The following is a 22,215-nucleotide window of genomic DNA, read 5'->3' on the forward strand; positions in this document are numbered from 1 at the left end:
ACCCATAGGATCTGTTATGTCATTTAAAACACTTGCTCATGATGTCGTCTGGCGAAATGGCCGCATTGCTACAATGGATCTGGGATCTAACGTGGCATATGGACTCTTAGAAAATCACGATATGGTCACGCGAGAGAATAAGATCGTGGCGATTGAACCAAAAGGTGAGTTAGATACAGCTAATTGTAAAGTAGTGGATCTAGAAGGGCGCTTAATTACACCAGGTTTAATTGATTGCCATACGCATTTGGTTTTTGGTGGCAATCGTGCGGCCGAGTGGGAGCAGCGGATGAATGGTGTCTCTTATGAGACTATTAGCCAACAAGGTGGTGGGATTAACTCTACTGTACGTGCCACGCGAGCGTTAAATGAAGATGAACTCTATCAGGTTTCACAACCGCGATTAGAGGCGCTGATCCGTGAAGGTGTCACAACCATTGAGATGAAGTCAGGCTATGGCTTGGATTTGAAGAGTGAGCAAAAACAGCTCATGGTTGCCAAAAAATTAGCCGAAGCATACCCAGTAACAGTCAGTTCAACTTTGCTATCAGCGCATACGGTACCGCCTGAGTATAAAGATAAAGCTGATGAATATATTGATCTAATTTGTACGGATATTATGCCAACATTGTGGCAGCAAGGGTTATTTGAAGCCGTTGACGTCTTTTGTGAGACGGTGGGCTTTTCGCTAGAACAGAGCCAAAAACTATTTGCAGCCGCACAAAAATTGGGGATCCCAGTCAAGGGGCATGTTGAGCAGTTGTCCAACCTTGGAGGCAGCGAACTGGTTGCTAGTTATCGGGGATTATCGGTTGATCATATTGAGTATCTTGATCTTAATGGTATTCGTGCACTAAAAGAGAGTGGAACAGTAGCCGTTTTACTTCCGGGCGCCTTTTATTTCTTGAGAGAGAAAAAATTGCCACCTATAGAACTGTTGCGTGAACATCAAATACCAATGGCGGTATCAACGGATTTTAACCCTGGCACAAGCCCTTTCGCTTCACTACGTATGATCATGAATATGGCTGCTGTACTATTTAGATTAACACCTGAAGAAGTATGGGCTGGAGTTACTTGTCATGCTGCGAAAGCATTAGGTCGCGAGGCAAGCCATGGACAGCTTAAGGTCGGCTATCAGGCTGACTTTGTGGTTTGGAATGCGGTTGACCCCGTTGAGATGATTTATGAGCAAGGTAGCCAGCCATTATATACGCGAGTTTATCAAGGCAATATTAGTCATCATAACTCATAAGTGAATTAAAGTATCAGATAGTTTGCACGCTGGTGGAGTAGGAACGGGATGAGAATATAAACCGTTCCTTCAAATAGAATAATGTCGATAAAATCAGCTGATTATTAGTTATTTTTGTTAGAAATTCATTAAATCATAAAATTCCTATTGTTTGGTGTTGCCAACATTATCAATTTGTTGTGTGGTAATATATGCCGTAAGGGGTTTTTGTTAGCCTTTAATTGGTAAATAGACTTGTAGGATATTTACAGAGGGTTAAGTTTTATTTGCGACTGTCAGAATATCCGCTATTTGATAGCACAACTTAATAGTATAACGGTAACCCTAAGTTTTTACTTTAAGGGTTTGGCATTTTACTTTTTAAAATGGAAACGATTGTGACAGCAGAAAAAAAAGGTAATAGAGACAACCCGATCCCGCTCTATTTGCAAGTAAAACAGTTAATAACAGAAAAAATCCATACAGGTGAGTGGCAGGCGAATGATCGTGTTCCCTCGGAATCTGAATTGGTCAAACAATTCGAATGTAGCCGTATGACGGCAAATCGTGCATTAAGGGAGCTGACAGCAGAAGGGCTGTTAGTCAGGGTTCAAGGGGTCGGTACATTCGTCGCAGAGCCAAAAGGCCAATCAGCGCTATTTGAAGTTCATAGCATCGAGTCCGAAATTCTGGCAAGAAATCATCAATATAGCTGTAAAATTATCAAGCTAGAAGAGGTTGCTGCATCGGTTTCGTTGGCTGCGGAATTGAATATCGCCCCTGAAACAAGGGTATTCCATTCAATTATTATTCATTACGAAAATGATGTACCAGTGCAAATTGAAGATCGGTATGTCAATGCGCTAGCGGCTCCTGATTATCTACAACAAGACTTTTTGACCATCACTCCTCATGATTACCTTTCTATGGTGGCGCCATTAACAGAAGGTGAGCATATCGTTGAGGCCATTGAAGCCGATGAGCGCGCCGCTAAATGGCTGAATATTGCGTTAGGCTCTTCTTGCTTATTAATTTCAAGACGTACATGGTCCCAATCATTTGTGGTGACTAGCACGAAATTATTATTTCCGGGGCATCGCTATAAATTGAAAGGGCATTTTACCTCTTAGTATCTCAAGGCAACGCTATTTTATGGGGTTGCTTTCCTAGCGTATTTTATCGAATAAATGTTGAAAATCACGTCTATATTGACCATGAGTAGAAGGTTTATCTTAATCTCATGGTGAATTTTGATATTTCCCGCTAAAACCCTTGAAATATGTGAATTAATTGTAAATTTAATGTGATCTCACTGGCAGATTTAGAAGAAAATTTAACCACCAATTTGATGTGGTTTTTTTATAATCCATTGAAACATAATATGTAATTATTATTTATCTGCATTTCATTCTCAATTTTGATGTTAAATAGGGTATTGATTGTACATGTATATACAACTATACCTATATAAAGACGTTATCAGTACAAGCTGAATCTATCGAAAGAGGGTATGAATGTGACAACGATAAATAATAAATACAGAAATGGTGATATCAGAGCACCACGAGGTAACACTCTCAGCGCGAAAAGCTGGTTGACTGAAGCCCCTTTACGTATGCTGATGAATAACCTAGATCCTGATGTTGCCGAAAATCCACATGAACTGGTCGTTTATGGCGGTATTGGTCGTGCGGCACGTAATTGGCAGTGCTATGACAAAATTGTTGAAACACTTAAAAATTTAGAGAGTGATGAAACTCTACTGGTCCAATCTGGCAAGCCCGTTGGCGTCTTTAAAACCCATGAAAATGCCCCTCGCGTATTAATCGCAAACTCAAACCTTGTACCACATTGGGCTAACTGGGAACACTTTAACGAATTGGATGCGAAAGGGTTGGCAATGTATGGTCAAATGACGGCGGGTAGCTGGATTTACATTGGTAGCCAAGGCATTGTTCAAGGGACTTATGAAACTTTCGTTGAAGCAGGGCGCCAACATTATAATGGTGACTTAACTGGGCGCTGGGTACTCACGGCAGGGTTAGGCGGTATGGGCGGGGCGCAGCCGTTAGCAGCAACACTCGCGGGTGCCTGTTCACTGAATATTGAATGTCAACAAAGCCGTATTGATTTTCGCTTGCGTACCCGTTATGTGGATGAGCAAGCGACCGATCTGGATGATGCATTGGCGCGTATCAAAAAATACACCTCGGAAGGGAAAGCTGTATCAATCGCCTTATGTGCTAACGCGGCTGAAATCTTACCAGAGTTAGTGAAACGTGGCGTTCGCCCAGATATGGTTACCGACCAAACGAGTGCTCACGATCCTCTCAATGGTTATTTACCTGTTGGGATGAGTTGGGAAGAGTATCGCGAGCGTAGCGTGAAAGATCCTGAAGGCACAGCGAAAGCAGCAAAAGCATCGATGGCTGAACATGTTAAAGCGATGCTCGCCTTCCAAAAACAAGGCATTCCAACATTTGATTATGGTAACAATATCCGTCAAATGGCCCTTGAAATGGGCGTCAAAAATGCTTTTGATTTCCCTGGGTTTGTACCTGCTTATATTCGCCCATTATTCTGTCGCGGTATTGGTCCTTTCCGCTGGGTGGCGTTATCCGGTGATCCTGAAGATATTTATAAAACAGATGCAAAAGTAAAACAGCTTTTACCTGACGATAAGCATTTACATCGTTGGTTAGATATGGCGCGTGAACGTATCAGTTTCCAAGGCTTACCCGCACGTATTTGTTGGGTTGGCTTGGGGGATAGGGCGAAATTAGGTTTAGCTTTTAATGAAATGGTAAGAAGCGGTGAAGTTTCAGCGCCGATCGTGATTGGTCGAGATCACCTTGATTCAGGATCAGTTGCTAGCCCAAACCGCGAAACAGAAGCGATGAAAGATGGTTCAGATGCCGTCTCTGATTGGCCTTTACTGAATGCCTTATTGAATACAGCAAGTGGAGCAACATGGGTTTCATTACACCATGGTGGAGGGGTCGGTATGGGCTTCTCTCAACATTCAGGGGTGGTGATTGTGTGCGATGGCACTGATGAAGCTGCTGAGCGGATTGCTCGTGTTCTACACAATGACCCTGCGACAGGTGTCATGCGCCACGCTGATGCGGGTTATGATATAGCGATTCAGTGCGCACAAGAAAAAAATCTTAACCTACCGATGTTAAAAACACGCTAAGAGGAGCCGGGCATGACTAAGTTAACTATCCATCCAGGAAAAATGTCACTGAATGATTTGCGTATTGTGCTTGCACAGCCTGTAACGGTTGCTCTCGATAAACGCTCTCATTTGGCAATCGAAAAAAGTGTGGCAACGGTAAATAAGATTATTGCTGAAGATAAGACGGCATACGGTATTAATACAGGATTCGGTTTATTAGCCAATACCCGAATCGCTGCAAAAGATCTGCAATCGCTGCAACGCTCTATTGTGATGTCACATGCAGCGGGCGTGGGTGAACCGCTTGATGACGAATTGGTTCGTCTGATTATGGTTTTAAAAATTAATAGTTTAGCTCGTGGCTTCTCTGGTATTCGATTAGAAGTGATTGAAGCCCTAATCGCGTTAGTGAATCACCAAGTTTATCCCTTTATTCCTGCTAAAGGTTCAGTTGGTGCTTCTGGTGATTTAGCACCTTTAGCGCATATGAGTTTGCTGCTACTTGGCGAAGGGAAAGCACGCTATCAAGGTAAATGGCTCAGCGCTAAATCGGCACTTGAAAAAGCAGGGCTAAAACCGTTGAAACTGGAAGCGAAAGAAGGTCTAGCACTATTAAACGGTACCCAAGTATCAACGGCGTTTGCGCTAAAAGGGTTATTTGAAGCTGAGAACTTGCTGCTAAGCGGTATTGTTTGTGGCTCTCTGAGTGTGGAAGCGGCATTGGGGTCACGCAAACCATTTGATGCGCGCGTCCACGAGGTGCGTGGTCAAAAAGGGCAAATTGATGTTGCAAGACTATTTCGTGAGGTGTTAACACCAACGAGTGAGTTGGCTCAATCTCATGAAAATTGCGTTAAAGTACAAGACCCTTATTCGTTACGTTGCCAGCCTCAAGTGATGGGGGCCTGTTTGACGCAAATTCGTCAAGCGGCTGAGGTAATTTTAATCGAGTCGAATGCTGTTTCTGACAACCCATTAGTCTTTACTGATAATGGTGACATTATCTCTGGCGGTAACTTCCACGCGGAGCCAGTGGCAATGGCTGCGGACAACATCGCGCTTGCTTTAGCCGAAATCGGTGCACTGTCTGAACGACGTATTGCGTTATTGATGGATACGCACATGTCTCAATTGCCACCATTCCTCGTTAATAATGGCGGGGTCAACTCTGGTTTTATGATTGCTCAGGTAACTGCGGCAGCATTGGCGAGTGAAAATAAAGCATTAGCACACCCATCCAGTGTTGATAGTTTACCGACCTCGGCAAACCAAGAGGACCATGTCTCTATGGCGCCAGCAGCAGGCCGCCGCTTGTGGGAAATGGCAAAAAATGTAACAGGCATTTTAGCCATTGAATGGTTATCGGCATGTCAAGGGATCGACTTCCGTGAGGGCTTAAAATCAAGCGAGGTATTAGAAAAAGCTCGTCACATATTGCGTGATAAAGTCGCGTATTATGATAAAGACCGCTATTTTGCCCCTGATATTGATGCGGCAATTCAGCTCATTACGGAACAAAAGCTATCAACATTGTTCCCTGAAAACTCGGTTTTTCCTAAATAATACATCACGCAAATAATAAGCGGTCGGCAATGTATCGGCCGCTTGTAGTATTTATCTGCACGACCATTATTAAAAATAGTACCCATTAATCTTCAAGCGACATGAGAGATAGATATCTGTCTGTCACCTTAGTGAGCTTGTGTCTACTCATCATTCTGATAAGTAGCTTGAATGATTTAGGGTATATAAAAAACGAAGGATAAATCATGCAAAGCACAACAAAACTTACGCGTGGACTTTCTGCGCGTCACATCCGGTTTATGGCCCTCGGGGCAGCGATTGGTACAGGTCTTTTTTATGGTTCAGCAAAAGCGATTGAAACGGCAGGCCCTGCGGTTTTAATTGCTTATATTATTGGTGGCGCGGCGGTTTTTATGGTGATGCGCGCCCTAGGGGAAATGGCGGTACATAACCCCCTTGCTGGCTCCTTCTCACAGTATGCAAGTCACTATTTAGGTCCACGAGCAGGTTTTTTTGCTGGTTGGACATATGTTTTTGAAATGCTCATTGTCTGCTTAGCAGACGTCACCGCATTTGGTTTTTATATGAAGCTCTGGTTTCCTGAGGTCGCTCAGTGGATCTGGGTTTTGAGTATCATCTGTTTTATCGGGGCAATTAACCTTTGTCATGTAAAAGTATTTGGTGAAATGGAGTTCTGGCTCTCTATCATCAAAATTGTTGCAATTATCGCGATGATCATCGGCGGTGCGGCGATTATGGTGTTTGGCTTTGGGCAAGCCTCTGAGCATGCAGTCGGTATTACAAACCTATTTGAGCACGGTGGCTTTATGCCAAATGGGATCGGAGGGGTTATCGCATCGTTTGCCGTGGTAATGTTCGCCTTTGGGGGCATTGAAGTCATTGGTATTACGGCAAGTGAAGCTAAAAATCCTGACGTAACAATTCCTCGTGCTATCAATGCGGTACCAATTCGTATCCTACTCTTTTATGTCTTAACTTTATTTGTCTTAATGTGTATCTACCCTTGGAATCAAATTGGTCACCAAGGCAGTCCATTCGTACAAATTTTTGATAGCCTAGGCATTGCATCGGCTGCAAACATTTTGAACGTGGTAGTGATCACCGCAGCAATCTCCGCTATCAACAGTGACATCTTTGGGGCGGGCCGTATGATGTATGGTATGGCACACGAAGGGCAGGCGCCGAAAGTATTCACTAAACTGACCAAAAATGGTGTGCCATGGATGACCGTACTGGTGATGTCAATTATTTTGCTGGTTGGGGTGGTATTGAATTATCTGATCCCTGAAAAAGTGTTCTTAGTGATTGCATCGATTGCAACCTTTGCCACGATTTGGGTATGGATGATGATCTTGGTATCACAGGTAGCCATGCGCCGCAAAATGACGCCAGAGCAGGTGAGTAAACTGAAATTCCCTGTACCATTATGGCCAGTTGGTCCAGCACTTGCCATCATATTTATGCTATTTATCTTTGGGGTACTCGGTTATTTTGAAGATACACGTATTGCTTTATATGTGGGTATTGTTTGGTTGGTGATTTTAGCCGTCGTTTATGCACTGTGGGTTAAACAACCCAATGCGGAGACTGACGTAAATTACAACGCTGAGTCGGTAGAATAACGACTTATCCTAAGAGGCCTCCAGTTTAAACAGGGGGCCTTTTGACATTAAATAGCTTCCCCTCTGTTTTCCTCGCGATTTTATTGTATTAATCTGCTGATTTGTGTCTCACTTCGTGGCAAACTTGAACACTTTCGATATACAGTCTGGAGAAACCCTTCTTGGAAAAGATCTTCGTTGATGAAGCTGTTGCTGAGCTTCATACCATTCAGGACATTTTACGTTGGACAATGAGCCGCTTTAATGCTGCCAATGTTTATTATGGTCACGGTACTGATAATGCATGGGATGAAGCGTTACAATTAGTGCTACCAACGCTTTACTTACCTCTTGATGTACCGGATGAACTATTGACCTCGCGCCTGACTCCAACGGAGCGTCATCGTATCATTGAACGTGTATTGCGTCGTATTAATGAGCGTGTTCCAGTGGCTTACCTGACTAACTGTTCGTGGTTCTGTGGACATGAGTTCTATGTGGATGAGCGTGTATTAATTCCTCGTTCACCAATTGGAGAACTTATCAACAACCATTTTGTTGGCTTGTTGGCTGATGAGCCGCGAACGATACTTGATATGTGTACAGGGAGTGGCTGTATCGCAATCGCCTGTGCGTATGAATTCCCTGAAGCGGAAGTGGATGCGGTCGATATCTCGACCGATGTGCTTGCCGTTACTGAACACAATATTGCGAATCATGGTTTAGAGCACCGCGTTATTCCTATCCGCTCTGATCTGTTTAGGGATATGCCTGACGTTAAGTATGATTTAATTGTGACTAATCCACCTTATGTTGATGCTGAGGATATGGATGATTTACCGGAAGAGTTCCGCGTTGAGCCTGAATTGGCGCTAGCGGCGGGAAGCGATGGTTTAAAATTGGTGCGTCGTATTTTAGCAAATGCACCACGCTTTCTGAGTGATGAGGGTGTATTGATCTGCGAAGTCGGTAACAGTATGGTACATCTGATTGAACAATACCCAGAAATTCCCTTTATTTGGTTAGAGTTTGAGTATGGTGGTGATGGAGTATTTATGTTGACGCGTGAGCAATTAGTTGAACATCATGCTCATTTTCAACTTTATATTGATTAAGAAAATATTGCGCGGCATTCTAATCAACCACAACATCAAAATAACAATCATGAAATATTAATTAGGAATTTGGTATGGCAGGAAATTCAATAGGGCAACTGTTTCGGGTTACCACTTTTGGGGAATCTCATGGCTTGGCTTTGGGGTGCATCATTGATGGTGTGCCACCAGGGCTAGCATTAACAGAAGCCGATCTACAAGGGGATCTTGACCGCCGCCGTCCGGGAACGTCTCGTTATACTACTGCACGTCGAGAGCCTGATCAGGTCAAAATTCTATCTGGGGTATTTAATGGTGTCACTACGGGAACCAGCATAGGCCTATTGATTGAAAATACCGATCAACGTTCTCAAGACTACAGCGCAATTAAAGATGTCTTTAGACCAGGGCACGCAGATTATACCTACGAACAAAAATATGGTCAGCGCGACTACCGTGGAGGCGGGCGCTCTTCTGCTCGTGAAACGGCTATGCGTGTTGCGGCTGGGGCAATCGCTAAAAAATACCTACAAGAAAAATTGGGGATCACGATACGTGCCTGTTTGACACAAATGGGGCCAGTGAAATGTGAAATCAAAGATTGGTCTATTGTTGAGCAAAACCCTTTTTTCAGCCCTGACCCTAGTCAATTAGAAGCGCTAGATGAGTTACTAAGAGGGCTAAAAAAAGAGGGAGATTCGATTGGCGCGAAAGTGACTGTCGTGGCTGAGAATGTACCAGCAGGATTGGGAGAGCCTGTATTTGACCGCTTAGATGCAGATATTGCTCATGCTTTAATGAGTATTAATGCTGTTAAAGGGGTTGAAATTGGGGATGGTTTTGGAGTAATTGGCCTGAAAGGGAGTGAAAACCGCGATGAAATCACTCGCGAGGGCTTCACTTCAAACCACGCTGGGGGCATTCTAGGGGGGATAAGTAGCAGCCAACCTATTATTGCGCATATCGCGATGAAGCCAACCTCCAGTATTACCGTTTCAGGTAAAACGCTAAATCGTGATGGTGAAGAAGTCGAAATGATCACCAAAGGTCGACATGACCCTTGTGTTGGTATTCGAGCCGTACCTATTGCAGAAGCAATGATGGCGATTGTATTGATGGACCACTATTTGCGTCACCGTGGGCAATGTGCTGATGTTATACCCACAATGAAACCATTTTCAGGATTGTCGTAAAGAGTGCGTAAGGGGGCATCGTCTCCCTTATTGTTAATATGAAGGTTTGGATGACGCCTCCTTAAAAATACCTCATCTGGGCAGTGATACTCTGTGGGCTTGTATTTGTTTATCAGCGGCAGAGTAGATTACGTATCGCCGTAATGGCAATTCTGTTACTTGGATTAAAAATGGATTGGCTGACTGTTGTTGCACCTGAAATTTATTTATTACTTTTCTGTGTTGCATTGTTCGCGGGATTTATTGACTCCATAGCTGGCGGCGGGGGGTTATTAACCATCCCTGCATTACTTTCTGTCGGTATAACGCCTGTTGAGGCACTTGCAACTAACAAACTCCAAGCAGTTGGAGGTTCGTTCTCATCGTCACTCTATTTTGTTCGACGTAAAGCGATTAACTTACGAGAGCAAATGTTCCCCTTTATCATGACGATCATTGGTGCCATGTTAGGCGCCATCTTGATCCAAATGATTAATACGGATTTTCTCAAACAGCTCTTGCCTATCATGGTTATCTGCGTTGGCCTGTACTTTTTGTTAACACCGTCAATTGGTGCACAAGATCGTAAGCAACGTATTAGTATGCCTGTTTTTGGGGTTGCTGTTGGTATGACGATGGGTTTTTATGATGGCGCATTTGGGCCGGGAACTGGGTCATTTTTAGCATTAGGCTATGTGTTATTGTTGGGGTATAACCTTGCAAAAGCGACTGCCCATGCTAAGTTACTGAACTTTGCCTCAAATTTTGGCTCTTTAATATTTTTTATTATCGGAGGTCATGTTCTTTGGGTGCTCGGTTTTGTTATGCTTATCGGCCAAATGGTTGGCGCAAGACTAGGCGCTCGCTTGGTGTTAACGAAAGGGCAAAAACTGATCAGGCCAATGATTGTGATCATCTCTTTGCTGATGAGTATTAAATTGCTCCATGACAGCCATGGCGATGCTATCAAAGCTTGGGTTGTTTCATTATTTTAAAATGATTTGAATTTCCATGATTAAACATCATTATCAGCAGTTGATTGATATTTTTGAACAGTGCTTTGGCGAAGAGTACAACACCAAATTGGTGAAAGGTGACGATGAGCCAGTTTATTTACCGGCCGATGAGCAAACACCTTATCATCGCATTGTCTTTGCACATGGTTTTTTTACCAGCGCACTGCATGAAATTTCGCATTGGTGCATTGCGGGAGAGGCAAGACGCCAGCAAGTCGATTATGGCTACTGGTATTGCCCCGATGGTCGTGATGAAAAAACGCAATGTGCATTTGAAGTCGTTGAAATCAAACCTCAGGCGTTAGATTGGTTATTTTGTGTAGCGGCTGGCATTCCTTTTAATGTCAGTTGCGACAATCTAGAAGGGGATTTTGAGCCTGACCGTATCGCATTTCAGCGCAAAGTACATGGCCAAGTGATGGAATATTTAGCAAATGGTATTCCTGAAAGGCCATTACGCTTTGTGAACGCGTTACAAACGTTTTACAATACTCCACCACTTTGTGCAGAAGACTTCCCTTATCCGGAAGATATTTTTGCCTAATGACACATTAACGAGAGTAAGGATTAAGCATGCTTGCGGATTTTGAAACACGCATACTGACAAAAATTGATGATATGGTCGAACACGCAAGTGACGATGAATTATTTGCGGGCGGCTATTTGCGTGGGCATCTAACCCTTGCTGTCGCAGAGCTTGAACAAGAGAATGAAACCAGTGTTGATGCACTTTATCAACGTGTTGAAGAGAGTATTCAGCAGGCAATTAAAGGGGGAGAGCTCACCCCACCAGATCAAGTACTGGTTTTAGGTATGTGGAAATCCTTACTGGATGACGTGCGTTAATCACACACTATATTGATTATTAAGAGGAGGAAGCTCCTCTTTTTTATAGGTTTATTTTATGTTTCATATTCGCCAAGCACAGCCGCGCGACGCAAAAAAACTCCCTGCTATCGAGCGCTCTGCCGCGCAAGTCTTTCGTGGTCATCATCAATTTGCTTGGATTGCTGACGATGAAGTGCAATCAGAGCAAGATCATCTACAGTTTATTCAGGACAATAGGGAATGGGTGGCGGTAGATAATGACGATCAGCCCATTGGCTTTATTAATGTCGACAAATTAACGCATAGCCTCCATATTGGTGAAATTTCTGTGTGCCAATCGTGGCAGGGTAAGGGCGTAGGTCGGGCATTAATTCAGCATATTCTCCAATATGCGTTACAACATCACTTTGACTATGTGACGCTAACCACTTTCCGTGAAATCCCTTGGAATGCACCGTATTATGAAAGATTAGGTTTTTCGGTAATACAATCGAGCGAGTTAACCGCTGAATTGGCTGTTATATTACAACAGGAGGTGAATGCAGGGTTTAAAGCTGAACAAAGATGCGCAATGCGTATTGATATAACTGAATAATTTAGATAGGTATTGGGTATACTATTAAATAATTGAGTTGTATTGAAGAAATATAACGCATGATTAATCATGTATCGACTATTTAAGGTGATTAGTTATTAGAAGTTCGCTATCGGTATAAAATGTATATGTTTAATGTTTAACTTATTTTTATCGGTATAGTGATAATTATTAAATTTTTATCCCATTAAAATAATTAAACAAATTTTCGTGTTTTAGACGTCATAAAAAATCAACATTTTTAATGTTTTTATTGTTATGTCGACAATATAAATAAAATAGCATATCTGTTGTTAGTAGGAATGTGTTCTAGTGTTTTATTGCGATAAATATAATATAAATATCATTGCTAATTTCTTAAGCAAACAAAGATAAAATATTATTGTCTATTATTTAATTAATAACTAACTTTCATTCGACTTTTCAGTCTGGATTTTATTTGGTTATTTTCACACAACAAATTTTGCTTTATATATTTTATCTAATTAAGATAATCCAAAAAGAAACTTTATTTATTAGCCATTAGGTGAATTAATTTAATTAATATAATTTATAATTAACATAATGTGAGTATTATAATGATAATCACTTTATACTTGTAATGACTATTGTATTTAGATGAACGCTTGGATTTTATCTTTAATGATATTAAATAATATTGTTGATAATCGTTGTGCTTATTCTATTATATAGGTAAGTTAATATTACAAACGAACTTATTTACCAATAATAAGCTCACTGATTTATATATGACTATCTAGTGTGAGAAAGTTTATGGAAAATATATTGTCGGTTTTAGATGTTCCAAATACAGCTTTTATGCTATTGTGTACAAGCTTAGTTATGTTAATGACTCCAGGACTGGCTTTTTTCTATGGCGGCTTAGTCTCTCGTAAAAGCGTTATTACCATAATGTCCCAAAGTTTCTTCTCTATGGGATGGGTAGCTATTATTTGGTTTATGGTTGGTTATTCATTATCTTTTGGTCCATCGATTAATGGAATAATTGGCGATCCATTTTATTATGCATTTTTAAATAATATTAACCCTCAAACAATGTATACGGGGAATGATGGCGGGTTACCAATACTGGTTCACTTTAGCTATCAGATGATGTTTGCAATTATTACACCTGCTTTAATTACAGGTGCTTTCGCAAATAGAGTTAATTTCCCTGCTTATCTGATCTTTTTGACTCTATGGACGTTATTCGTTTATTGCCCATTTGTTCATATGGTATGGAGTCCAGACGGTATTTTCGCGAAGTGGGGCGTTGTTGATTTTGCTGGTGGGATTGTTGTCCATGCAACAGCGGGTTTTGCGGCGATAGCATCAGCCCTGTATGTTGGTAAACGTATGGTGCCATCAGATGGAACGCATAATATTCCTTATATTGCGTTAGGGGCAGCTTTGCTATGGTTTGGTTGGTACGGCTTTAACGCCGGCTCTGAATTGCAAGTGAATACGGTAACGGTTTCTGCATTTTTGACTACTGATATTGCAGCTGCCTTTGCGGCGGTTACTTGGTTTGTCATTGAGCGTTTACACACTGGTAAGCCAAAACTTGTTGGCTTTCTAACTGGTGCTGTTGCGGGGTTAGCAACAATTACACCTGCTTCGGGTTATGTATCAATCGGTTCAGCGGCAATTATCGGTATTATTGCGAGCCTTGTGTGTTATTTCTTCGTTTTCTTAGTGAGACGCCATTTAGATGATGCACTCGATGTATTTGGTGTGCATGGTGTTGGCGGGATCACGGGTTCTATTTTAGTTGGCGTATTTGCTTCAACTCTTTGGAACCCTAAAGGACCTGCTGGTTTACTTGAAGGAAATGGTATGCAAGTTGTTAAACAATTTGTTGCTGTCGTCTTTACCAGCGTGTGGTCGTTCGTATTTACATTATTAATTCTATGGATCATTAATAAATTTACTTCAGTCAAAGTGAATCAGCAGACTGTAGGGGATGATTTAGATATTACTGAATTTGATGAAGATGCGTATAGAGAAAACACCAATTAGTTTTTAGTATCTAAGCCATCTTGATGGCTTAGTTTTTGAATAAGCCTGCTATTAAATAACAATATTATAAAAATCAATTAAATATAAAGAGGATAGGATGATATGAAAAAGAAATTAGCCATGGCTATCCAAGCCGTATGTCTAATGGGACTATCTATGGGCGCGCTGGCCGATTCGACTCCACAAGTTCAGCATACATTACGTCTAGCTATTGGCTCAGAGCCAACAGAAGGGTTTGACCCAATGTTAGGATGGAGTCATGGCAGCTATATGCTTCTGCATAGTCCACTTTTAAAACAGAATGCAGATTTGTCATGGCATAGTTATATGCTTGAGAAATATGATCATTCTGAAGATGGTAAATCCTGGACGCTAAAATTAAAGAAAGATTTAAAATTTTCTGATGGTTCACCACTGACAGCGAAAGATGTGGTTTTCACCTATAACAACGCAGCAGCAAGTGGTGGTAAAGTGGATATGGGGAACTTTGCTAACGCTGAAGCGATTGACCCATTAACCGTTAAGATGACCTTATCATCGCCGCAAAGTACCTTTATTAACGTATTAGGTTCATTAGGTATTGTTTCTGCTGATAAATACGATGCTAAAAAGTATGCACATAATCCGGTTGGTGCAGGTCCATATCGTTTAGTTGAATTTCAACCGGGGCAGCAACTGATCGTTGAACAAAACCCATACTATGCAGGTCCAAAAAACGACTTTAATAAGATGGTTTTCGTATTCCTTGATGAGGACTCGGCTTTCGCTGCGGCACAAAGTCGTCAACTTGATATCGTGCGTATCCCTGCGGCTATCGCAGCGAATGCTAAAAATGTCAAAGATATGAAATTGGTTGAACGTCATAGTGTAGAGAATAGAGGGATCTCTTTCCCTATTCCTCCAGCAGGTGAAAAAGATGCACAAGGTAATCCAATTGGTAATGATATCACCTCCGATGTGGCGGTGCGTAAAGCCATCAACTATGTGATCGACCGTAAATTGCTGTCTGAATCGGTACTTGAAGGATTTGCTATCCCTGCCTATACAGGGGTTGAAGGATTACCTTGGAATAACCCGAAATCATCGTTTAAAGATGGTGATGTAGAAAAAGCGAAAGCGATTTTAGAAGAGGCAGGTTGGAAATTAAATAAAGACGGCTTAAGAGAAAAAGACGGTAAGGTTGCTAAGCTGACTCTCTGGTATGCGAGCGGTGATACCACTCGTCGTGATTTAGCTCAAGCGGTAAGGGCAAGTTTGAAGCCTATTGGTATTGAGATGGATCTAAAATCAGGAAGTTGGGAAACCGTTGAGCGCTACATGCATGCCAACCCAACATTGTTTGGTTGGGGTAGCCTCGACCCAATGGAACTGGTTCATAACTATAGCAGTAAGGCTGCGGGTGTTGGTTTCTACAACCCTGGTTATTATAAAAACCCAGCTATCGATGAAATCATCGAAGAGGCGTTGCGTCAGCCAGACCAAACAGCAGCAATTCCATTATGGCAACAAGTGGATTGGAATGGTCAAACAGGAACAGGTATCCAAGGTGATGCAGCTTGGGCGTGGTTGATGAATATTCAACACATCTATTTATTAGATAATTGTGTTGAATTAGGCAAAGGTGCACCTGAAATCCATGGTTCTTGGTCTGTACTGAATAACGTTGATGATTGGGCTTGGACCTGTAAATAATGCGTACAACAATAGGGCTTTTACTGCGATTTATTTGTTTGCTGTTGGTGACAGCGATAGGGGTTTTTATTCTCTTAAGCTATTCACCTATTGATCCGATAAAAGCTTATATTGGTAATGATTTAATGCATGTTCCCCCTGAGCAGTATCCACTTATTGCTGCTCGTTGGGGGCTTGACCAGCCATTATGGATACAGTTCTGGCGTTGGTTTTCGCAGCTATTACAAGGTGATATGGGCTATTCGATGCTCTATAACACACCCGTATCACAAGTCATAGCCGATAGATTAGCGCCTTCATTAGTATTATTGATATCAGCGTGGTTATTTTCAGGGGTTATTGGTTTTGCTTTGGGATTGGTTGCGGGGCGTTACCTTAATCGTTGGCCAGATAGGATGATTTCAACATTATCCTATCTATTAGCTTCGATCCCTGTGTTTTGGATAGGATTATTATTACTGTCATTATTTGCTGTTTCGTTGCATTGGGCGCCAATTTGTTGTGCATGGCCAATCGGTTTAGACGAACAAACAGCGACATGGCCACAAAAAATTCATCATTTAGTACTCCCCGTGATTGCTCTAGGACTGCTGGGTGTTGGAAATATCGCCTTACACACGCGCTCTAAAGTGGCAGAAGTGATGAACAGTGAGTTTATTCACTATGCGAAAGCGCAGGGTGATAAAGGGTGGCCAATGATGAATTTTCATATTTTAAAACATGCAATTACACCAGCGATGTGTTTGCAGTTTGCTTCGGTAGGGGAATTACTCAGCGGCGCATTATTGGCTGAAAAGGTATTTGCTTACCCTGGTTTAGGGCAAGCGACGATTGATGCAGGGTTACGGGGGGATATTCCATTGCTCATGGGGATTGTGATGTTGTGTGCAGTGGTGATCTTTTTCAGCAATAGCCTTTCAGATTTGTTATTGAAAAAGATTAATCAGGGAGTGATTAGAGAGTCATGACCTATAACCCAAACCGAGCTTTACTGAAGTTAATAATTTCTTTAGTGTGTTTATGTGTGTTAGCCATTTATGCCTTATGGCTTTCACAGACAGATGTCGAAGTGAATTTATTAGATCGCCGTCAAGCGCCCTCATTAGTTCATTTATTCGGTACTGATAGTTTAGGGCGTGATTTATGGGAGCGCGTATTTCAAGGTTTAGCGACCAGTTTGCAGATTGGGACGACGGCAGCGGTATCGAGTGGTTTAATCGCAGTTGTGATGGCGGGGTTATCGTCATTTAGCAAAACGATGGATTATATCGTGCGTGGCATCATTGACTCATTATTAGCACTGCCACATTTGCTTTTGCTGATCTTGATCTGTTTTACGTTAGGTGGTGGAAAAGCGGGGGTCATTTGGGCGGTTGCATTAACTCACTGGCCAAAATTAACGCTTATCTTACGTTCAGAGTTATTGCGAGTACAACAAGCAGATTACATCATGTTATCGCGCCGCATTGGTAACAGTGCGCTATACCGTTGCCGATATGATTATCTGCCGATGATTTTACCTCAGTGGATGGTTGGAACATTATTGATGTTTCCACATGCAATTTTACACAGCGCTGCATTGAGTTTTCTTGGTTTTGGTTTGTCACCACATGAGCCATCATTAGGAATTTTATTATCTGATGCGCTGCGTTATTTAAGTACAGGTGCTTGGTGGTTAGCGATGTTTCCGGGTCTTGCATTAGTAGGATTGGTACTGTTATTTGACCAGCTTGCCAAATCTGTCCAAAACTTATGGTTAAGGGGAGCATGATGTTAAGTTTTGATCATTTAACCGTAGATGTTGCACAGTTTCGTTGGCTTGGGAAGAAACGTTGGCAGCCATTGTTGAACGATATTTCATTAGATGTCCGTCCCGGTGAGATGGTTGCGCTAGTGGGGGGCAGTGGTGAAGGTAAAAGCCTATTGTTACAAAGTGGCTTAGGTTTATTACCAGATAATATGCGTTGTCATGGCAATATTGTCTTAAATGGTAATAAGCTAACTGAAAAAACTAAGCAGCAGTATCGTGGTAATTCTTTATGTTATATACCACAGGGTGTAAGTGCTCTAAATCCCTTAATTAGAATTGGCCCTCAACTAGAACGGGCGGCAGTGCTAAGTGGGCAGCATATCAAAATGCACGATGTAGCGCTGCATTTGCAGCAATATAACTTGCAATCCAGTGTGGTGAATAATTATCCAAATCAATTATCAGGTGGAATGGCAAAACGTGTTTTAGCCTGTAGTGCGACATTATCACGTGCTGAATATATCTTAGCCGATGAGATTTCTTCTTGGTTGGATGATGAACATGCAATCCAGCTATTGGAGCATATCAAGTCACTTTGCCAAGATGGAAAAGGTATTTTGTGGGTAACGCATGATCTTGCGATGGCTGTACGTTTCGCCGACCGCATTGCACTTTTACGCAATGGGTCACTTGAAGAAGTATTAACGAGTGAAAAATTACAAAATGGTGGAGGTGGTAAATGGTTCCAATCTCTATGGCGTTCTTTGCCTGAGCACCAATTTATGAATTTTAAACAATAATCATTTTAGTATTTAAAAATAACAAACTTTTAATTAAGTATCATTAATAACATTAACCATCTTATTTTGATTGATCATTTAATGATTATTTTATTGGTGAAATAAGATGGCTTTAATATGAATGATTATTTTTTAAATGCAACAAACTTGTTATTTGGTTTTTACAAGGATTTATAGCGCAACGGATTGTTTATATTTGTCATACTTTAAGTTTCAGGGGATGACTACGTTCAACTAGTCGGGCCATATGGTTTATTTATGCTCCGTCTATTTTCGCGTGTTGCCGACCTTATTTCGAATTATTTTGAATATGGCTATTTAACGCGTGTAATAAATATTTATCTGTATTGATAAATACAAACTTTTATCAATCGAGGAGGCGTTATGCAATTAACCCCAAGGGAAATTGAAAAATTGATGGTTTATACACTCGCAGACGTTGCACAAAAACGTCGTGACCGTGGTGTGAAATTAAACTATCCAGAAGCGGTTGCCATTATTACGGTGACTGCTTTAGAAGGTGCACGTGATGGTAAAACCGTTGAAGATGTGATGAAAGAAGCCGCAACTGTCTTAACGAAAAAAGATGTTATGGATGGTGTGTGGGATTTAATTCCAAACGTACAAGTTGAAGCTATTTTTACTGATGGTACACGTCTGGTTACTGTTCATAATCCGATAAAATAAGCTGATGACGAGGTGAGCATATGAGCAACGCGAAAACAGATACAAAAGCACCTACACCTTTAGGCGGGGTTATTTTAGCGGACGCCCCAATTGAATTTAATGTAGGCAAACCTGAAACGAAACTAAAAGTGCGAAATACCGGTGACCGTCCGGTACAAATAGGCTCTCACTTTCACTTTTTTGAAGTTAACCACGCATTAGAATTTGATCGTGCTGCGGCTTATGGTAAGCGTTTAAATATTGCTTCTACTACTGCAATACGTTTTGAGCCAGGCGATGAAATTGAAGTATCGCTTATTCCTTTCGGTGGAAAACAAACTGTTTATGGATTTAATAACCTCGTTGATGGTTGGGCAGGTAATAATGTCGCAACAACAGAGCGTCCAGCAAAAGCGATTGCATTAAATGAAGCGATTGCTCGCGGTTATAAACATAAAGAACAGTAATTGTGTTGTTTATCGATAATGATAAATAGCTATGTACCTTATTAACTATAAAGGTAAATAAAATGCCACAAATTTCTAGACAAGAATATAGCGGCCTATTTGGCCCAACAGTCGGCGATAAAATTCGTTTAGGTGATACAGATCTGTATATTGAAATCGAGAAAGACTTACGCGGATATGGCGAAGAGTCTGTCTATGGTGGAGGTAAATCTTTACGTGATGGTATGGGGGCAAATAACACCTTTACCAGTGATAACGGGGTTCTTGATCTCGTTATTACCAACGTCACTATTGTTGATGCACGTTTAGGTGTGATCAAAGCCGACGTAGGGATTAAAAACGGTAAAATTGTTGGGGTTGGTAAAAGTGGTAACCCGAATGTTCAGGATAATATCACCCCTGGAATGGTGGTGGGTGTAGCCACTGATGCTATCTCAGGTGAACACTTAATTTTAACCGCTGCGGGTATCGATACCCACATTCATTTAATTTCACCTCAGCAGGCTTATGCTGCGTTATCAAACGGTGTAACAACTTTCTTTGGTGGTGGTATTGGGCCAACTGATGGCACTAACGGTACCACAGTAACCGCAGGTCCATGGAACATGCGCACTATGCTGCGTGCCATTGAAGGCTTGCCAATCAATGTCGGTATTTTGGGTAAAGGTAACTCATATACTCGTGAACCATTAATTGAACAATTAGTTGCTGGTGCAGCAGGCTTAAAAGTACACGAAGACTGGGGTGCAACAGGAAACGCAATTCGTCATGCACTGCGTATCGCTGATGAGTTTGATGTGCAAATTTCTGTGCATACAGACAGCCTCAACGAAGGTGGTTATGTAGAAGATACTATCGAAGCCTTCGAAGGTCGTACTATCCACACCTATCACACTGAGGGTGCTGGTGGTGGTCACGCACCAGATATTATTAAAGTTGTTAGTCAACCAAACGTGCTGCCAAGTTCAACTAACCCAACACTTCCTTTTGGTGTTAATAGCCAATCAGAATTGTTCGATATGATCATGGTTTGCCACAACTTAAACCCAAACATACCATCAGACGTTTCGTTTGCTGAAAGTCGTGTTCGTCCAGAAACTATCGCAGCAGAAAACGTATTGCATGATATGGGAGCAATCTCTATGTTCTCTAGTGACTCACAGGCGATGGGTCGTGTTGGTGAGAACTGGTTAAGGATCATTCAAACTGCGAATGCAATGAAAGCTTCACGTGGTAAATTACCTGAAGATGCACCGGGCAATGATAACTTCCGCGTTTTACGTTATGTTGCAAAAATCACGATTAACCCAGCGATTGCACAAGGTGTTAGTCACATCTTAGGCTCAATCGAAGTTGGTAAAATGGCTGACTTGGTGTTGTGGGATCCAAAAATGTTTGGTGCTAAACCAAAACTGGTTATTAAAGGTGGCTTGATTAACTGGGCGGCAATGGGGGATCCAAATGCGTCACTACCAACACCACAACCCGTATTCTATCGTCCAATGTTTGGCGCTATGGGTAAAACAGTTAATGACACTTGTGTCACATTTGTTTCCCAAGCAGCATTAGATGATGGCGTTAAAGAAAAAGCTGGTTTAGAGCGTCAAGTTGTGGCGGTGAACAACTGCCGTGCGATTGGTAAGCGTGATTTAGTTCGCAATGGTGAAACTCCGAATATTGAAGTTGATCCTGAAACTTTTGCCGTAAAAGTGAATGGCGAACATGCTACTTGCCAACCGATTAGTGAAGCAGCCATGAACCAACGTTATTTCTTTGGTTAATACTGCGACACAACCAGTAATTTGATTGTTTTATTTTCTGCCTGCCTTCAAGCAGGCAGAATTAACATAATAGGTAATGCGATGATCATCATTGAACAAATTCTTGGAAATGTGAAACAAGATCCAGTTTGGCAAGAAAAAAGTCAAAAAGCACTGCTGGATGTTTTGATACTTGACCAACGTGAAGCACAGAAAAGTCGTTGTCGTAAACATACAGAAAATGGTCTCGATCTTGGTATTGCATTAGATCGTAATGTCCTACTTTCTGATGGCGATGTTATTTTATTTGATGAAGCTGCCAATACGATGGTTATTGTGCAAATTTCTTTGCGTGACGTGATGGTGGTTAATTTACAGCGCTTGCAAAGTTTGGATGCTGAAGAACAAATTCGAGTCAGTTTTGAACTAGGACATGCATTAGGAAACCAGCACTGGAAAGCCGTTTTAAAAGATAATCAAGTTTATGTGCCACTAACTGTGAGTGAAAAAGTCATGGAATCGGTCATGCGTACCCATGGTTTTTCTCAAGATACTTTCGCCTTTGTAAGAGGTGAGTCTATTTTACCAAAACTGACGCATTCAGAAGCGCGTTTATTATTTGGTGGTGCGGAAGATACGGATACGCATGTCCATGTGGCAATTGGCCAAATTCACCAACATGCACATAGCCACTCTCATGACCACGATCACGACCATGACCACGATCACGATCATGACCATCACCATGGGCATAGCCATACACATAAGTATTAATGGTCATTGCAGTTAAGGATTGTG

General features: G+C 41.7%; 20 protein-coding genes. All 20 read left to right on the forward strand.

The genetic code is table 11. From position 1 onward, the window contains the following. The first annotated feature begins 16 nt into the window (after positions 1 to 16). The 20 genes from hutI (at position 17) to ureE (ending at position 22,191) form a co-directional block, all read left to right on the forward strand. Complete coding sequence (gene hutI, locus PR833_RS00740; RefSeq protein WP_272525816.1) at positions 17 to 1,255, forward strand: imidazolonepropionase; 1,239 nt, start codon at positions 17 to 19, stop codon at positions 1,253 to 1,255. A 365-nt stretch (positions 1,256 to 1,620) separates the two neighbouring features. Beyond that, positions 1,621 to 2,364: a histidine utilization repressor gene (hutC, locus tag PR833_RS00745; protein ID WP_004921235.1), complete on the forward strand. Its 744-nt coding sequence runs from the start codon at positions 1,621 to 1,623 to the stop codon at positions 2,362 to 2,364. A gap of 380 nt (positions 2,365 to 2,744) precedes the next feature. After that, positions 2,745 to 4,430, forward strand: coding sequence for a urocanate hydratase (gene hutU, locus PR833_RS00750; protein WP_004921233.1), 1,686 nt, complete (start codon positions 2,745 to 2,747; stop codon positions 4,428 to 4,430). 12 nt (positions 4,431 to 4,442) lie between these two features. Then, entirely contained in the window at positions 4,443 to 5,975 is a 1,533-nt protein-coding gene (gene hutH, locus PR833_RS00755) for a histidine ammonia-lyase (protein ID WP_040133301.1), read from the forward strand. Positions 5,976 to 6,181: 206 nt separating this feature from the next. Then, positions 6,182 to 7,579, forward strand: coding sequence for an amino acid permease (locus tag PR833_RS00760; protein ID WP_272525817.1), 1,398 nt, complete (start codon positions 6,182 to 6,184; stop codon positions 7,577 to 7,579). A 161-nt stretch (positions 7,580 to 7,740) separates the two neighbouring features. Beyond that, positions 7,741 to 8,673 carry a 50S ribosomal protein L3 N(5)-glutamine methyltransferase gene (gene prmB, locus PR833_RS00765; RefSeq protein ID WP_004921227.1) on the forward strand — a complete coding sequence of 311 codons (933 nt, stop codon included), beginning with the start codon at positions 7,741 to 7,743 and terminating at the stop codon, positions 8,671 to 8,673. Between the two features lie 74 nt (positions 8,674 to 8,747). Beyond that, a complete protein-coding gene (gene aroC, locus PR833_RS00770; protein ID WP_004921225.1) occupies positions 8,748 to 9,845 on the forward strand; it encodes a chorismate synthase in 1,098 nt (365 codons plus the stop codon). A gap of 170 nt (positions 9,846 to 10,015) precedes the next feature. Beyond that, a complete protein-coding gene (locus PR833_RS00775) occupies positions 10,016 to 10,819 on the forward strand; it encodes a TSUP family transporter (protein ID WP_014656286.1) in 804 nt (267 codons plus the stop codon). A gap of 16 nt (positions 10,820 to 10,835) precedes the next feature. Continuing rightward, the gene (locus PR833_RS00780) at positions 10,836 to 11,384 is read left to right on the forward strand and encodes an elongation factor P hydroxylase (RefSeq protein ID WP_004921221.1); all 549 of its coding nucleotides are present in this window, start codon (positions 10,836 to 10,838) and stop codon (positions 11,382 to 11,384) included. A gap of 29 nt (positions 11,385 to 11,413) precedes the next feature. Next, complete coding sequence (locus tag PR833_RS00785; protein WP_004921219.1) at positions 11,414 to 11,686, forward strand: YfcL family protein; 273 nt, start codon at positions 11,414 to 11,416, stop codon at positions 11,684 to 11,686. Positions 11,687 to 11,744: 58 nt separating this feature from the next. After that, positions 11,745 to 12,263, forward strand: a complete 519-nt coding sequence (locus PR833_RS00790) for a GNAT family N-acetyltransferase (protein ID WP_061063878.1) — start codon at positions 11,745 to 11,747, stop codon at positions 12,261 to 12,263. A 774-nt stretch (positions 12,264 to 13,037) separates the two neighbouring features. Then, a complete protein-coding gene (locus PR833_RS00795; RefSeq protein WP_053110501.1) occupies positions 13,038 to 14,282 on the forward strand; it encodes an ammonium transporter in 1,245 nt (414 codons plus the stop codon). 144 nt (positions 14,283 to 14,426) lie between these two features. Then, a complete protein-coding gene (locus PR833_RS00800; RefSeq protein ID WP_231136223.1) occupies positions 14,427 to 15,974 on the forward strand; it encodes an ABC transporter substrate-binding protein in 1,548 nt (515 codons plus the stop codon). Continuing rightward, on the forward strand, positions 15,974 to 16,942 hold the full coding sequence (locus PR833_RS00805) for an ABC transporter permease (RefSeq protein WP_272525818.1): 969 nt from the start codon (positions 15,974 to 15,976) through the stop codon (positions 16,940 to 16,942). Before PR833_RS00800 ends, PR833_RS00805 begins: the two co-directional genes overlap by 1 nt. Further along, positions 16,939 to 17,745 (forward strand): ABC transporter permease, encoded by an 807-nt coding sequence (locus PR833_RS00810; protein WP_053110496.1) that lies wholly within the window; start codon positions 16,939 to 16,941, stop codon positions 17,743 to 17,745. The genes PR833_RS00805 and PR833_RS00810 overlap by 4 nt, the downstream gene beginning before the upstream one ends. Then, positions 17,745 to 18,524: an ATP-binding cassette domain-containing protein gene (locus PR833_RS00815; protein WP_053110493.1), complete on the forward strand. Its 780-nt coding sequence runs from the start codon at positions 17,745 to 17,747 to the stop codon at positions 18,522 to 18,524. The genes PR833_RS00810 and PR833_RS00815 overlap by 1 nt, the downstream gene beginning before the upstream one ends. A 384-nt stretch (positions 18,525 to 18,908) precedes the next feature. After that, entirely contained in the window at positions 18,909 to 19,211 is a 303-nt protein-coding gene (locus PR833_RS00820) for an urease subunit gamma (protein WP_053110491.1), read from the forward strand. A gap of 20 nt (positions 19,212 to 19,231) precedes the next feature. Continuing rightward, positions 19,232 to 19,657 carry an urease subunit beta gene (locus PR833_RS00825; RefSeq protein WP_053110488.1) on the forward strand — a complete coding sequence of 142 codons (426 nt, stop codon included), beginning with the start codon at positions 19,232 to 19,234 and terminating at the stop codon, positions 19,655 to 19,657. Positions 19,658 to 19,719: 62 nt separating this feature from the next. Beyond that, entirely contained in the window at positions 19,720 to 21,438 is a 1,719-nt protein-coding gene (locus PR833_RS00830) for an urease subunit alpha (protein ID WP_272525819.1), read from the forward strand. Between the two features lie 81 nt (positions 21,439 to 21,519). Further along, the gene (gene ureE, locus PR833_RS00835) at positions 21,520 to 22,191 is read left to right on the forward strand and encodes an urease accessory protein UreE (protein ID WP_272525820.1); all 672 of its coding nucleotides are present in this window, start codon (positions 21,520 to 21,522) and stop codon (positions 22,189 to 22,191) included. Positions 22,192 to 22,215: the final 24 nt, after the last annotated feature.

Origin of the sequence: Providencia sp. PROV189, assembly GCF_028480065.1 — a bacterium.
Lineage (GTDB): Bacteria > Pseudomonadota > Gammaproteobacteria > Enterobacterales > Enterobacteriaceae > Providencia > Providencia stuartii.

What these genes read in the sequence shown, in the direction of transcription:
- hutC (WP_004921235.1), top strand. Translation starts at nt 1,621, where the DNA reads ATGGAAACGATTGTGACAGCAGAAAAAAAAGGTAATAGAGACAACCCG.
- ureE (WP_272525820.1), top strand. Translation starts at nt 21,520, where the DNA reads ATGATCATCATTGAACAAATTCTTGGAAATGTGAAACAAGATCCAGTT.
- PR833_RS00785 (WP_004921219.1), top strand. Translation starts at nt 11,414, where the DNA reads ATGCTTGCGGATTTTGAAACACGCATACTGACAAAAATTGATGATATG.
- PR833_RS00820 (WP_053110491.1), top strand. Translation starts at nt 18,909, where the DNA reads ATGCAATTAACCCCAAGGGAAATTGAAAAATTGATGGTTTATACACTC.
- aroC (WP_004921225.1), top strand. Translation starts at nt 8,748, where the DNA reads ATGGCAGGAAATTCAATAGGGCAACTGTTTCGGGTTACCACTTTTGGG.
- PR833_RS00790 (WP_061063878.1), top strand. Translation starts at nt 11,745, where the DNA reads ATGTTTCATATTCGCCAAGCACAGCCGCGCGACGCAAAAAAACTCCCT.
- hutH (WP_040133301.1), top strand. Translation starts at nt 4,443, where the DNA reads ATGACTAAGTTAACTATCCATCCAGGAAAAATGTCACTGAATGATTTG.
- PR833_RS00830 (WP_272525819.1), top strand. Translation starts at nt 19,720, where the DNA reads ATGCCACAAATTTCTAGACAAGAATATAGCGGCCTATTTGGCCCAACA.
- hutU (WP_004921233.1), top strand. Translation starts at nt 2,745, where the DNA reads ATGAATGTGACAACGATAAATAATAAATACAGAAATGGTGATATCAGA.
- PR833_RS00795 (WP_053110501.1), top strand. Translation starts at nt 13,038, where the DNA reads ATGGAAAATATATTGTCGGTTTTAGATGTTCCAAATACAGCTTTTATG.
- PR833_RS00780 (WP_004921221.1), top strand. Translation starts at nt 10,836, where the DNA reads ATGATTAAACATCATTATCAGCAGTTGATTGATATTTTTGAACAGTGC.
- hutI (WP_272525816.1), top strand. Translation starts at nt 17, where the DNA reads ATGTCATTTAAAACACTTGCTCATGATGTCGTCTGGCGAAATGGCCGC.
- PR833_RS00800 (WP_231136223.1), top strand. Translation starts at nt 14,427, where the DNA reads ATGGGACTATCTATGGGCGCGCTGGCCGATTCGACTCCACAAGTTCAG.
- PR833_RS00810 (WP_053110496.1), top strand. Translation starts at nt 16,939, where the DNA reads ATGACCTATAACCCAAACCGAGCTTTACTGAAGTTAATAATTTCTTTA.
- PR833_RS00760 (WP_272525817.1), top strand. Translation starts at nt 6,182, where the DNA reads ATGCAAAGCACAACAAAACTTACGCGTGGACTTTCTGCGCGTCACATC.
- PR833_RS00805 (WP_272525818.1), top strand. Translation starts at nt 15,974, where the DNA reads ATGCGTACAACAATAGGGCTTTTACTGCGATTTATTTGTTTGCTGTTG.
- PR833_RS00775 (WP_014656286.1), top strand. Translation starts at nt 10,016, where the DNA reads ATGGATTGGCTGACTGTTGTTGCACCTGAAATTTATTTATTACTTTTC.
- PR833_RS00815 (WP_053110493.1), top strand. Translation starts at nt 17,745, where the DNA reads ATGTTAAGTTTTGATCATTTAACCGTAGATGTTGCACAGTTTCGTTGG.
- PR833_RS00825 (WP_053110488.1), top strand. Translation starts at nt 19,232, where the DNA reads ATGAGCAACGCGAAAACAGATACAAAAGCACCTACACCTTTAGGCGGG.